General features: G+C 38.8%; 11 protein-coding genes. All 11 read right to left on the bottom strand.

The window, feature by feature from the left end; translation table 11 throughout:
• Window positions 1-62 precede the first annotated feature (62 nt).
• A complete protein-coding gene (locus tag A33Q_RS13675; protein ID WP_016255263.1) occupies window positions 63-1,232 on the bottom strand; it encodes an acyltransferase family protein in 1,170 nt (389 codons plus the stop codon).
• Window positions 1,232-2,206, bottom strand: coding sequence for a hypothetical protein (locus tag A33Q_RS13680; protein ID WP_009033422.1), 975 nt, complete (start codon window positions 2,204-2,206; stop codon window positions 1,232-1,234). Before A33Q_RS13680 ends, A33Q_RS13675 begins: the two co-directional genes overlap by 1 nt.
• 13 nt (window positions 2,207-2,219) lie before the next feature.
• Window positions 2,220-3,308: a glycosyltransferase gene (locus tag A33Q_RS13685; protein ID WP_009033423.1), complete on the bottom strand. Its 1,089-nt coding sequence runs from the start codon at window positions 3,306-3,308 to the stop codon at window positions 2,220-2,222.
• Window positions 3,309-3,315: 7 nt separating this feature from the next.
• On the bottom strand, window positions 3,316-4,461 hold the full coding sequence (locus tag A33Q_RS13690) for a glycosyltransferase (protein ID WP_009033424.1): 1,146 nt from the start codon (window positions 4,459-4,461) through the stop codon (window positions 3,316-3,318).
• An 8-nt stretch (window positions 4,462-4,469) separates the two neighbouring features.
• The gene (locus A33Q_RS13695; RefSeq protein WP_009033425.1) at window positions 4,470-5,621 is read right to left on the bottom strand and encodes a glycosyltransferase family 4 protein; all 1,152 of its coding nucleotides are present in this window, start codon (window positions 5,619-5,621) and stop codon (window positions 4,470-4,472) included.
• A 13-nt stretch (window positions 5,622-5,634) separates the two neighbouring features.
• Window positions 5,635-7,008 (bottom strand): hypothetical protein, encoded by a 1,374-nt coding sequence (locus A33Q_RS13700; RefSeq protein WP_009033426.1) that lies wholly within the window; start codon window positions 7,006-7,008, stop codon window positions 5,635-5,637.
• Window position 7,009: 1 nt separating this feature from the next.
• Entirely contained in the window at window positions 7,010-8,701 is a 1,692-nt protein-coding gene (asnB, locus tag A33Q_RS13705; protein ID WP_009033427.1) for an asparagine synthase (glutamine-hydrolyzing), read from the bottom strand.
• A gap of 6 nt (window positions 8,702-8,707) precedes the next feature.
• On the bottom strand, window positions 8,708-9,409 hold the full coding sequence (locus A33Q_RS13710; protein WP_009033428.1) for an acylneuraminate cytidylyltransferase family protein: 702 nt from the start codon (window positions 9,407-9,409) through the stop codon (window positions 8,708-8,710).
• A gap of 68 nt (window positions 9,410-9,477) precedes the next feature.
• A complete protein-coding gene (gene neuC, locus A33Q_RS13715) occupies window positions 9,478-10,632 on the bottom strand; it encodes a UDP-N-acetylglucosamine 2-epimerase (protein WP_009033429.1) in 1,155 nt (384 codons plus the stop codon).
• 18 nt (window positions 10,633-10,650) lie between these two features.
• Window positions 10,651-11,649 (bottom strand): N-acetylneuraminate synthase family protein, encoded by a 999-nt coding sequence (locus A33Q_RS13720; RefSeq protein WP_009033430.1) that lies wholly within the window; start codon window positions 11,647-11,649, stop codon window positions 10,651-10,653.
• Window positions 11,646-13,529 (bottom strand): asparagine synthase (glutamine-hydrolyzing), encoded by a 1,884-nt coding sequence (gene asnB / locus A33Q_RS13725; RefSeq protein WP_009033431.1) that lies wholly within the window; start codon window positions 13,527-13,529, stop codon window positions 11,646-11,648. The genes A33Q_RS13720 and asnB (A33Q_RS13725) overlap by 4 nt, the downstream gene beginning before the upstream one ends.
• Between the last annotated feature and the right edge of the window lie 2 nt (window positions 13,530-13,531).

The raw sequence follows: 13,531 nt of genomic DNA on the forward strand, positions 1-13,531 counted from the left end.
CCCAGTTTAAATACTTTTCAAATTTGAAAGACGATATAAAATACCCTGCAAGATACGCTCCTTTAATTTATCAGGTTTGATACTTTTGCTTTTATTTTTTTTGGCCAATCCTTATCCATACATGGTTTTTCCACAAGGACGAAAAATAATGCTGAAACCAACAACACCAATGGAATTCCAATTCCCAATTGCCAAAGTAGATTCAGTAAATAAACATTCGATACTGAATACTTCGCAGTAAACTTCATCAGCAAATGAAAAAAAGGATAATGAATCAAGTAAATGGTGTAACACATTCCACCTATTAAATAAATAATTGATCTAGAAAAAAACCAGTTGAATAGGTTCCCTTTGAAAGTCGCTATGAAAAGCAGAAGTATTGACAGGTTAAAAAGAAAGTTGTTCAACATATCCACTTGCGGCTTATAAAAATAAAAAAGTGTGAAAATGGAGATCAAACCAAAAACATCCCATAAAACAGACTTTGTCTTGAAATAAACCTGATAATGCAAGTATAGCAAGGCAAAAAAGAAACCTGTCAAAAAATTACTTAAGAAGACGAATACTGTAAAATCCCACCCAGGAGTAACGTGGGAATAAATGTAATTTTTTGCAAAAATCGATGCCATAAAAAATAGCAATAAGCTTAAAAGAACCCACACACTATGTTTTTTTAAAAAAATCACCATGGCCAAAAATGGAATTATGGTGTAAAATTGGACCTCAGTCTCCAAGCTCCAAGTAACCGGGTTGATGATGGATGGCATCTCATATACAATTGTATGCAGGTAAAACAGGCTAACCCAAAAATGCGGCAGCATTTCAGCGGTGTCTGCTCCAAGTACAAGAATATGAACCAGAAAAAACAAAACCAAGGTCACAATAAATGGTGGTTCGAGTCTTGTCAGTCTTCTGATAAAGTATTGCTTCAGGGAAATTGCCCTGCCACCATACCAATAGTGTTTGATAAAAGGAACCGCCAAAATGAACCCAGAGATACCGAAGAATACTTTCACTCCCAAATCCATTCTTACAATCCACCAACCTATATTTAAAAAACTGTGATCCGGCAGATAGACCAACCAATCCACGCCTATCTCTCTGGAATAGGACGTATTGAGATGGAATATTAGGACTGTGAAAATCGCAAAAAATCTTAGACCGTCAATTTCAGGAATGAAGTTTCCACCCGAAGTCTTTCTCCTTAATAAAGTTGTGAATTTCCAATTCATTATTGACTACTCTGAAGGGGACTTGTATTACCTGAAAGTACATCGATCAAGTAGCTTACCTGTGTTTCAGGCTTGCAATACTTTTCAAAATATTGTTTTCCCCCAAAAGCAATTTTTTTGTGATATGCTTCATTTCGGGCTATAAAGTTGATCACATCAGGCAACTCTCCACTGTCATGAATGTAATGTGTTTCCTCTTCATGTCTGGGCATGACAGGAAGATAAATTTTGAAAGGAAAAGATAAGACAAAGGATCCAAAATTCAGGCTTTCGGCCAATCTCCAGCTAACTGCTCCCAATACAGCTGGGTTGTTAAATATGATCATGGACTTCTTGGACCTCTTTGCAAAATCCGACGGGCTGTAAGCCCGGTTGTTCAACAAGTGGTCATAGGCACCATGAGCTCCATCTTTTCTCCTTACAAAGCCACCCTCAAATTCTATTGATGGGTTTTGTTTGCAAGCTTCAATAAAAGCTGCCCTAAGTTCATTGGCCCACTTTTCCTTTTTCCATATAGATCCCGAAAAAAAAACATAATTCGAAAAGCTGTAATTCAAAACCTCTTCCTTATAATTAGTTCTCAAATTTTGAGCATATAATTCCTTCAAAAGAGCAATTGGAGGGATTTTGATGAAAGGCTTTTGTTTATAGACACTGAAATAATCTTTATGCACATTGACGGGGTAATGGGGGAACAAAGGGAATACATTTTCTCTCTCATAAGCCTCGTGTCCTTTCACCTTGTTGGTGGCAAAATAAAAATCGACTTTATCAAGAAGTTTTTCATCTACCCCCATGGGGTCATGATTATCAACTACCCCAAGCTTTCCGTTGATTTCAAAAATCAGAAATCCTCTGTTGTTATAGGCTTCAAACTCTTTGGAACAGGTAAACTCCAAATCTGCTGCTTTATTAAAACCATGCAAATAGTAAGAAGAATAATAATTTGAAATGTTATGAATGTAAACTTTCAATGAGACACTAATTTTAATTCTCTAAACCTAAACCAGCTTCGCGGAAAAATTCAAAATATGCTGTCAAAAACTGTTTGCTTCCATAAACCTCCTTTACATGATACTGGAAATCCATGGCTTTTTTTTCTGATGAATTAATTTCCTGGGACACATGCTGAATAGCCAATGCCAGTTGATCCGGACTGTTGGCAGGGACAACACTTCCGAATTTGCCGTGTCCCAACACTTCAGCACATATACCCACATCTGTAGATATGACTTTTAAGCCTGCCAATCCATATTCAAGTAATGCCACAGGTAAACCCTCCCTATCTGAACACACAAGACCTATATCACCGCTCTGGAGAACTTTCCCTATATCTTCCACAGGCCCAAGTATACTTATTTTTTCGGCCCAACCATTGGAATCTATGAGTTTCTTTATTTCCTGGTAAAGCTCCTCATCCATGATCTGTCCGATAAGCTTCAAACGAAAATCAAATTGTTGACTTATCAGAATTTCTACAGCCTTAAGAAGATTTAGGTGACCTTTCTCCTTTCTGAAATTAGCCACATGTAAAATAATTGGAATTCTGTTTGACACTTTTTCCCCCTCAATATTCAAAAATGGGAAATTTTTGATATATCTTATTTTTTTTGGCGAAAAGTCAATCGTCTTTATCCACCAGTCTCTTATCTCAGAGTTTACCGTGATTATTCCATGGAAAAACTTGCTGAGTATCTTCAACTCATTTCTAGGATTTTCTTTAATCACTTCCTCATTCACTCCAAGATGATCATGCCATACCAATTTCAGTTTAGGAAAAAAGAGTCGGACTGCTACTGCCCAATAAATGGAAGTGGAGTGGGCATGAAGCACATCAGGTTCAATATCTTTTACCAGTTTTATCAGTTTTTTGAAAGCTGCAAAATCTAAAGATTTTCTTTTTCCTAGGCAAAAAAAGCCCACTTGTGGCAGCAAAAATTTTGCAAGTGGTCCCTCCTTTCTGGAAACAACCAAAAAAGACGCTAATCCGTCTTCACTAAGTGCATTAGCTATATTGACAGCCATTCTTTCCGCTCCGCCCATTTCCAATGTATCAATAATTTGGAGAATCTTCATGCCTGAATCAGTTACTTAGGATGTTTATTATTTCCGATTCAAACTTTTCAAGGGTAAATTTTCTGGACCATTTCATGGCATCCAGCGCTTTTAAAGTATAGGTTTTAGGAGATTCCAGGTAATTTTCGATTTTTGAGACTATTTCTTCTACATCATCACCTACCAAATCTCCCCTTAGGTCATTTCCCAGCATATAAGGAACGCATGAAACAGGAGAAGTCAATGGGAGACAAGCCCAGAACATAGATTCGGCCACAACTTTTGGCCAACCCTCACTTTCAGATACAAAAATGAGGAAATGAGCATTTTGAAATCCATTTTTCACTTCCCGAGCAGGAACATTTCCATGAAAACTCACTACATCAACCAGTTCGTTTTCTAAAGTATATCTGTTCAAGCGATCTAATTCTGATCCTTGTCCATAAAAATCAAGCAGAACACTATAGCCTTTTTCCACTAAAACTTTACAAGTTCTTAAACTAAGCATAGGGTTCTTGGCTTTTTGTAGCCCACCCACAAAAATCAGCCGAATAGGCAAGTTTTTCTGTAGAATTCTGGGTTTACAGGCTTCCATCTCTTTTTCAGAATATGACGCCGTGAAAAAAGGTATGAGATTGGGGTTTCCCGGTTCCCAATCTCCATAAGTCAACACAGATATGTTCTTGCTCAAGACTGTGTTACTAACCAGTTTCTGCTGAAGTTTGTAGGTGAAAGGCTGGCGACTTTTGGGATCCCAGTTTGCCGCATACTTGACCGTCTTGGACTTCTTGGGGAAAAACAATTGAGCGATTGCCCCAAGCAATCCCATATTTCCTGGACATCTCAGGTGAATATGGTCAGCACTATTCATCTGATAACATAATTTCACCATAATAAAAGGTACATTCAGAAGTGCCTTTAGTATGGACTGAACACCTATTAAGTCAAAACTTTTAACTGACTCAAAATTAATCTGCGCGTGCTGATAGCTCAAATCAATCGGGTCGGGCTCTTCATCATTGCTCAAAGGGGCAACTATGGTAACTCTTTCAACTTGTTTGAGCCAAATATTCATTTCTTTAACATATGGCCCATAAGCCCAGTATTGACCATTTCTCAACACGTGAGGGACATGTGTTACTATCAGAAAATTTGAAACTTGCTTCCCTGCCATGGGAACAATCAGTTTTGTTTGTTTTGAACCAACTTTGAATAATATGCAATGCTCTGGTCGGCTATGGTCTCCAAGGAAAACTCTTTCAAAACCTTTTCTCTGGCATTTTCTCCCAACCGGACTTTCAATGCCTCATCCGACAATATCTCCATAATTTTGGAAGCAAGTTCATCATGGTCCAAGGGGTCTGCCAACAATCCGGAAACCCCATCATCAACCAGTTCAAAAGCAGGGCCTATTTTAGTAGCTACAAACGGTTTACCCATACTCATTACCTCAATCCATGCCAAAGGCATAGCTTCCATATGTGAGGGGTAGACACAGATTTCACTTGACTCTATCCATTGGGGCACATCTAAATTGGGCAATACTCCTAAAAAATGGATGGAAGACTTGATATCCTCCTCAATAATCTCTTTGATTTTTTCAGTATATGAGCTACCGTCAGGATAAGTCCAATCCCTTCCAGCCAAGTAAAGTTCTGTATGTGGAAATTTTCTTTTTACCTGATGGAATGCTTTGATGATTTGCCGGACTCCCTTCTTTTCACAAATAGTCCCTGCAAAAAAGAGTCTTCCGGAGACTGCCTTTTCGGGATCTGCTTTGTAAAAATTTGTAAAATTGGCTGGGTTAAAAATCACTGGGCCTTGCTTTTCTGAAAAATCAATATAATTTTTAGTATGCTCTATTACATAATTACTCACCCCGCAAACTGCATCTGCATTCTCAAATGACCTTTTTTCTTGATAGGCCTTCCACCTGTCTACCCTCCTTTTCTCAGCCTCGGAAAAAAAATGATGGCCGCCGTTCATCCTGATCAGATACGTTACACCCGGTATTTTTCGAATGAATGAAAATGACATTTCAGGTCCTTCGACCACATCTATTTTCAATTGTCTGTGAATTTCTTCCAAGGCATTGTTGATTTTTTTGAAATTAAACAGAGCCTTCACTTTAGGTGTTTTAGAGAAAGGAATGGTGATTACCTTTACGCCTTCCACTGTAACTGACCGAGTCTGAGAAACATCTCCAAGACCCAAAACTGTTACCTCATGCCCTCTTCGTGCAAGCTCGGGACAAAGAAGTTTTAAAAAAGTACCAACTCCTCCATGAATGACACCTTCAAGCGGATATTCATTCGACAGAAAAACTATATGCATAATGCGTGATAAATTACTGTGTTAGTGATCGGACAATCCTTTCGGAAGAAGTATGATTATTATCAGGCTCCACAATTCTATGAAACCACTTTAATCTGTCGGGACCGATACTTTCGGGCCTCTCTAATGCTGAATTGACTTTAGAAAGAATATCCTCTTCAGCATCTATCCAACCTACGGGATCTAAGCCCTTCATGGTCGAAAAATGCTCGTAATTATAGATATGTTTTACAAGCCTTTCTTTTTCATATGGCTGGTCATATCTCAGATAAAGTCCATTGCTATTGAAAACTGCAAAATCCAGTGCCATTGTAGATCCTAGGTTGATGACTACATTACAGTGATAGGCTAAGTTTACCAAAAGCCTGATATCACTAGGCATAGGAAAAAAGCTGCCCCATTGAGAACTTTTTACCCATTCAGGAGATATATTAATGATTTCAGGATGCTTTTCAAAAACTTTTTGAAACCTTTTATTGGATTCAACTGGGACCTCTCTAAAAATCAATTGCACATTTTCATTCTGTCTAAGAGCGCGTGCTATCTGCTCCAGGTAATCCGGATCATGGGGAGAAGAAATACTATCGGAACCAGAATAACACACCCATTTTCTGGTAGGATTTAAGCCATACTTCTGGGCAAATTCTTCCCTGGAATAAATTAGTTCTTTTTTTCTATAAAAATCAAACTGGGGAGTACTTGTAATTTCAATTTGATTTTCATTGATATCTGGATAATAAGTAAGCAACTCATTTTTCATATACTGAGACCAGACCAAATATTTATCAGTTCTGAAAGGCAGTCGAGCTTTGGGGAGATTATCCCAGGAGAAAATTGCTGTGTAGGTTTTAATGCCTATCGCTTTGGCTGCCATCAATGCTGAGGTAACAGAAGGTACTCTTTGGTGGGTACAGAAAAGTATATCAGGCTTTTGCTCTTGAAGAAAAGATTTTGCCTCCTGAAAGGAAATGCCTGTTTTCGATTTTTCAAAACCATATTCCTCCCATCTACTGATTGCTGAAAAATCCTTGAGGTAGTTTGAGACAATCTCAACACCCTTATAAAAAATTTTGTTTTTCCAGCCCTTTTTGGAAGGGTTCCAGTTACTTAAAATAGTCGGGTTTGACCTTATTTCCCTGTTTTTCCTCAGTCTTGCTAAAACTGCTGATTCCCTGATGAACTTGACTATAGGTGCTTCAGGTCTGTGGATGAAGTCGAAATCCTCAAAATCCACATCAATATATTTCTTTACTTGAAGGATAAGATCTTTGCCCAGACTATGCCACACAATAACCTCATGGCCTTGTTCAATAAGCCCCTTTACAACGTCGCTGTACAAATAATTCCGGATACCTACCCCGTCGGGGATTAAAAAACAAACTTTCATACTAAATACAATGTGCTGCGTTCACCAGTTGCCAAAGAAAATAACTATTTTCCTGATCACCTTTCATGTAACTGTCCACGGCAGCTTCTGTCTGATTTTTATTAAGCCAACCAGTTTTGTACAGCAAGTTGACATGGTCCATTACCCAAGGGGACAATTCATTTCCCAGCCATTCTCTCTGAGGTGTCTGAAGAGGTCTCTTTGGTGCATAAGAAATCTGATTGTTTAAAAATTTGGAAGAAATATCCCTTAAATAAGATTTTTGCACACCATCCTTAATCTTAAAGTCCATAGGTAGATTGAATACAAACTCCATAAGTTCATGGTCAAGAAAAGGCTCTCTCAATTCCACAGAATTAATCATACTTGCCATATCATTGTATTTCAGAGCTCTGGGCAATTTTGAAAAGAAAATGTCTCTATACTGAAGATTTAAAATACGGTTTTCAAATGGCTTGACGGTATCTGGATATTCAGAATGCATCAAAAACTCTTTTTGAAGCAATTCCGGCTTTACCGGTGACTTTTTACTCCCCTGCACCAGTTTATCCTCGGGTTGCAGGTAATAATCATAACCTGCCCAAACCTCATCAGAACCTTGACCGTCCAAAAGCACCAAAACCCCCGATTCTCTTGCAATGGAGAATAGCTTGGAATAAGCTAGTGTGGGAATTCCGCCAAATGGTTCACATAAATGATCGGACATTTTTTTTGTTAATGCTGGAACCTCTTCACTTTTCAAAAGGCATTTATTAAGCTGAAAACCAGTATTTTCCAGCATTTTTTCAACCCAGACTAACTCATCATACCTTTCATCTCCTGTAAAGAAAGTAAAAGCTTGGATATTTTCCTTTCCATAAAACTTCAAAACCATTGAAAGCAAAAAACTGGAATCAACACCCCCGCTTAAATTGAAGCCTACTGGTACATCAGCACGAAACCTGAGTCTAATAGTTTCTTCATAAAGCTCCATTAATCTCTCTGTCACATCATCGCTTTTGGCAGATATACCTTTTTGGTTGACGTTTTGAACAAAGTCATACCATCTCTTAATCCGTAACTCCTTGTCTTTGTATATCAAGTATGATCCCGAGGGAAGTTGATAGACATCTTTCCAAAATGAATCCTTGCCTGTCCCATTAAAGCCGTATGCAAAAAAAGTACTCCAGACTTTCTCATTGGGGTACTTATGTATGCCCGCTTCAAACAGAGCTTTGATCTCAGAGGCAAAATAAAAACAGTCGTCTTGTCGCGAAAAGTAAAAAGGCTTGACACCAAATCTATCTCGCGCAGCAAAAAGCACTTTTTCATGGCTGTCCCATACTGCGAAGGCAAACATTCCCTTCAGTTTATCCAAGCATGCTTCACCCCACTCCAAATAAGCATAAAGCAAAACTTCTGTATCGGATTGTGTTTTGAAAGTGAATTTATTTTTAAGCTTAGATCTCAGTTCAATATAATTATATATCTCTCCGTTAAAAGTCAGGAAGTAACGCCCATCATCAGATACAAAGGGCTGGTTTGCAGCCTCTGTTAAATCCAAAATACTTAATCGGTTATGTCCCAATGCACAGACTCCGTTCACAAAAAAGGTCCCGGTATGATCTGGACCTCTATGATTTTGGACTTTGAGCATTGATTCTAAGGCGTGAATATTGGCCCTGTGACCAATAATTCCTGCAATTCCACACATATGATATTATGAATTATTGATTTTTTTGATGATTTTTTCTGCCTCATCCCAGTCTTCCAATGTATCTAAATTGACATGGAATTTTGGGTCCCCCAAGATGTAAGTTAACTTTTCCCCAAATATTGAGTGCCTTTCCTTTATTACTGATGATTTGGTTAAATAGATTGCTCCGTCCCTGAAGAATGCTTTTGGTAATTTTTGCCTTTGTGAAATCAAAGCTTCATCTCCCGTAGATATGAAAAGAAAGCCCTCTTCATTTTCCTCAAAAATCCAATGTGGGTTATATTCATGCGGGACAGGAAGCACTGAAACCAAAGTATCTGCACCCGAACTGCTGAATTTATGAATCGCTTCATCTATCATCCCTCTTCTTCTAAATGGGCTGGTAACCTGTAGGATGCATACTGCATCAAAAGTTTCTCCTTTATTTTCAAAGTAATCCAGACAATGTATAATCACTCCCAATGTAGGCGCCTGATCATCTGCCAGAGATGATGGTCTTTTAAAAGGCACATCCAAACCCAAGTCCAGAGCAACTTTACTGATTGCGTCATCATCTGTACTTACCACAACCTTACTGAGTAAAGAGGATTCGTCTATGGATCTTTTTGTATAAGCAATCAAAGGTTTCCCTCCCAGTAATTTAATGTTTTTGCCAGGAATCCCTTTTGAACCTCCCCTAACTGGAATTATGCCAAGGATTTTCATTCTTTATTTTTGATTTTTCGGATTTGATCAGAGTCTTATATGTTGATCGCAATATTTCACAGCGATTCCTAAAATGTAATGGTCTTATGGAACACCAAAGGAAGTGTTGACAACAGTTTGGCAATTTGTTTACCTGCATCTCCCCCACCGTAAATATGGGAAGTTGATGGCTTATGACGGGTATGGGCTTTTATAGCATGAAGTATTTCATCTTTTGAATAACCAACATCTATGACGTTGTTCCCCCTGTCTCTTTTGTTTTGCCTACTTCCAATATTGACTACAGGGACACCTAAAAAAGCACATTCCCTGATACCTACACTGCTATTGCCGATTAATCCCTTGCTATTGCATAAAACACGTAGAAAGTCTAAAGGCTCCATATTTTTGAAAAAATGGAAATGATCCAGCTTGTGGGTTTCCCTGAAAGATCGGATACCTGTACTTGTCCCATCTGCTCCAGCATCTACATTTGGCCAAAACATCAAAACTGGTTCCTTGATTTCGTACATGGCATGCAAAGTTTCCTCAATCTGTTTTCTAGAAAGCGACACTTCTGTAGTAACCGGATGCTGCATGACCACCCAATACCCATTTTTCAAATCAGGAGCAGCTCCTACTCCACCATACTTTTGATAAGGCTCAAAATCCAGGCGGGGATTTTCTTTTACACCCGCAGCCAAATCTATACTTGGGCAGCCCGTATTGAATACAAATTCAGGGTTCTCCCCGAGCTTCACTACCCTTTCGTAAGCTCCATTAGAGGCCACAAAGTGGTAATCGGCCAATTTAGTGATAGAATGTCTTACTTTTTCATCAATATTACCTGTAACCTCACCACCCTGTATGTGGGCAAGTGGAATATTCATATAAGATGCGGCAATAGCAGTAGCCATAGTTTCAAACCTGTCTGCTACGGTGACCACTATATCAGGAGCTAGGTTGTCAAAGACAGTGGAGAGCTCAAGTATCCCAATTCCTGTAGTCTTTGCTGCGGCAGTCAAATTTTCACCTTCAAGGATGTTGAAAACTTTTGCTGAGATTTCAAAACCATCTTTAACCATATAATTGACTGCTGAACCATACCTGTCCAACAATGCAGAGGCAGCAACTACGAGCTGAAGTTCAAGATCAGGGTGTTTATTGATTGCCTCTAGGGCAGTTTTTATCCGTGAATAAGACGGCCTAGCTGTAATTACGACACAGATTTTTCTTTTTGCCATTGTTGAATTTTTTTAGGATCAATTTCCTGAAAGCATTTCACTGGTGATAAATTCCCATTGTTGAATATCTCTTAAAGCTTTCTTACCAACAACAGAAGCATAGTTACTGGCAGGAATACCTCTATTTCCGGGTTTTTTTGCTTCTAAATCTTCTATTAAAATCCGTTCTCCTTTTCTTTTGGCCTTGTTGAGGGATAGACTTTTTTCAAAAATCTGTTTCAACTCTGAAAATTTAGAATTATCATTTTTATCTATTGGGTTTTGGGTAGCCATTTGAATCTGCTTGATTCCCCGACAGAGTTTTGCCACATCATCAACCTGAAGGCTAGATGCAGAATCAGGGCCAAACTGCCTCTTGTCAAACACAACATGAAACTCAAATATAGTGGCCCCCAAGCTGGCAGCAGCAAGGCATGCAAAAATATCTCCACTATGGTCTGAAAAACCCACAGGAACATTGTACCTTGAAGAGAGTTCATTGATAACATTTAGCCCCCAAAGACCCGGGGATGTTGGATAAGCTGTTGTACATTGAAGAATACTTATATCTGCACCTCTATTTTTGAGGAATTCAACGCTTTGGTCTAATTCTGCGTAGGAACTCATGCCCGAACTCAGCATAACAGGTTTTCCTGTTTGTGCTATTTTTTCCAGCATCAAAAAATTACTAACTTCCCCAGAGCCTATTTTGTATCTTTTAACCCCAAGTTTTTCCAATAATTCAACAGCCTGAATACTAAAAGGTGATGAAATGAACTCCATCGCTTTTTCTTCACAGTGCGCTTTGAGCCCTGACCACTGGTCAAAGCTAAACTCCATTCTTTTCCAGTAATCGAACCTGGTAGCGTCCTGATAGCTGAATTTTACTCTGAAAGGTTCATACGGAGAACTCTCTGCCTCAGCAATATGGGTCTGGAATTTAACAGCATCAACCCCTGTGCCTGCAAGGGCGTCAATAAATGCATGAGCCTGACCAAGGCTTCCGTCATGAGCCTGTCCTATTTCTGCTATTATCATATTTTTTGGGTTAAGAAATCATGAGGTACCTTGAGGTGAAATACTCTTAGCCAAATTTCCAATACCAATATTCCGAACAAAACCCTAGCTAGTGTTGGTGTAGGCGAGGTTCGGTGCTGCTTGATCAAGCTTATTATACCCTCCCTATTAAAATCAAAATATATGGAAGATACTCCTTCAAGAATCATGCTTTCAAGCAGCTCTCCCCATTCATTTTGCATAAAACTTGCATAGGGTATAGAGAAACCCTTTTTAGGACCATGCTTTACCTTTCCTGTAAAATCCTCCAAAATTGATTTTGTAAGTTCTTTGTCAATCCGGTTCGGCATCATAGAATCCACAGGAACTGACATCAAGTAATCTACTAGTGTATGGTCTAAAAAAGGGGCTCTAACCTCAACGCTACTGTGCATGGCCGCAGAATCAATCTTATACAGAAATGCACCTGGAAGTTTGGTCGCATAGTCTACATGAAAGCTGATTTTGGAGTGATTTTCACCTAGCTCTTTCTCCAATTCTACGAATTTCTGCCAAGTCGCATGAATATTTTTACTTTTGTTAAAAACTTTGGAAACAAGTGAGTTATTCAAGTTGTGTCTTCTGTAATAACCACTCCATCCACCAAGGGTCATTCTGTTTCGGTCATTTAGCCGTGTTGCAAACTGCTTTTCAACCCAAGAATTGTGATTCCCAAGAACCTTTTCTATAACTTTATTACCTCCTAGAATACCACGGAATTTCACACTCTGGTAAAGGTTTGTCCTGTTGTAAGAACCGAATAATTCATCCCCTCCATCCCCGGACAACATGACTTTATACCTGCTTTTTATTTGATCAGTCACCATAAATGAGGGAATTAGCGAAGCATCTGCAAGCGGCTGAATATCCTTCAAAATATTTCCAAGCCTACTCAGTGAATCAATATCAACGGGAACGACCTCATGATTAATGTTCAGTTTTTTGGCAAATTCCTTCGCACCTGAGGTTTCATCCATATTTTTATCACTGGTTCCCATTGTAATGGCCTGAATTCCTGGCTTTAGGTCATTTGCAATAGCTGTAATGAGAGAAGAGTCAATTCCAGAGCTCAAAAAGGAGGCTACGGGAACATCAGCATGCAGTTCTCTTTGTATGATTTTATAGAGTTTATCTTTGGTGTGCTTTTTAAGCACATCAAAAGGGATATTTTCACCCAACTCCGAAGGAAGTTTATAGTATTGCGATAATTCAAACTTATGCTTTCCTAAAAGATAATGTGCCTTAGGGAATTGATTAACTTCTCTGTAAATCGTATGGAAATCACTGATATAAAGGTTTTCAATAAGGTCTACCACAGCATCTTGATTTATGGTAAGATCTCTTGGGTAAATGCTTGCCAATGCAGAAAGTTCGGAGGCTAGGTAAATTTTGTCTTCTCTGTCAGAAATGTAAAAAATAGGTTTTTCTCCAAACCGGTCTCTTGCAACAAAAATCGACTTCTGCTTCTCATCGTAAATCAAAAAGGCAAACATGCCTATTAGTTTGCTGCAGACTTTATTCCCATACGCTTTGTAGGCCACTAAAATTACTTCAGTGTCTGAGTCGGAATGAAATTCAAACCCCTTTTGTATCAACTCCCTCTTAAGCTCGCGATAATTGTATATCTCTCCGTTGAAGATTATTCTGTAACCTAAATCAGGTCTGTAAAATGGCTGGTTGGAACTATCTGAAAGATCAATAATGGAAAGTCTATTGTGCCCCAGAACCACGTGATCATCACTAAAAACACCTGTTGCATCTGGCCCCCTGTGATTTTGGAGCAAGATCCCCCTATCCATCCTTTCCTTATCTCTTGATGAGATGTTTCCGGAAGCCGAGAAAATTGCAGCTATTCCACACATAT

This window comes from Indibacter alkaliphilus LW1, assembly GCF_000295935.2.
GTDB classification, from domain to species: Bacteria; Bacteroidota; Bacteroidia; order Cytophagales; family Cyclobacteriaceae; genus Indibacter; species Indibacter alkaliphilus.

Coding starts and splice junctions, on each gene's coding strand:
- asnB (WP_009033431.1), bottom strand. CDS start 13,529: ATGTGTGGAATAGCTGCAATTTTCTCGGCTTCCGGAAACATCTCATCA.
- neuC (WP_009033429.1), bottom strand. CDS start 10,632: ATGGCAAAAAGAAAAATCTGTGTCGTAATTACAGCTAGGCCGTCTTAT.
- A33Q_RS13700 (WP_009033426.1), bottom strand. CDS start 7,008: ATGAAAGTTTGTTTTTTAATCCCCGACGGGGTAGGTATCCGGAATTAT.
- A33Q_RS13675 (WP_016255263.1), bottom strand. CDS start 1,232: ATGAATTGGAAATTCACAACTTTATTAAGGAGAAAGACTTCGGGTGGA.
- A33Q_RS13690 (WP_009033424.1), bottom strand. CDS start 4,461: ATGGCAGGGAAGCAAGTTTCAAATTTTCTGATAGTAACACATGTCCCT.
- A33Q_RS13685 (WP_009033423.1), bottom strand. CDS start 3,308: ATGAAGATTCTCCAAATTATTGATACATTGGAAATGGGCGGAGCGGAA.
- A33Q_RS13710 (WP_009033428.1), bottom strand. CDS start 9,409: ATGAAAATCCTTGGCATAATTCCAGTTAGGGGAGGTTCAAAAGGGATT.
- asnB (WP_009033427.1), bottom strand. CDS start 8,701: ATGTGTGGAATTGCAGGAATTATTGGTCACAGGGCCAATATTCACGCC.
- A33Q_RS13720 (WP_009033430.1), bottom strand. CDS start 11,649: ATGATAATAGCAGAAATAGGACAGGCTCATGACGGAAGCCTTGGTCAG.
- A33Q_RS13695 (WP_009033425.1), bottom strand. CDS start 5,621: ATGCATATAGTTTTTCTGTCGAATGAATATCCGCTTGAAGGTGTCATT.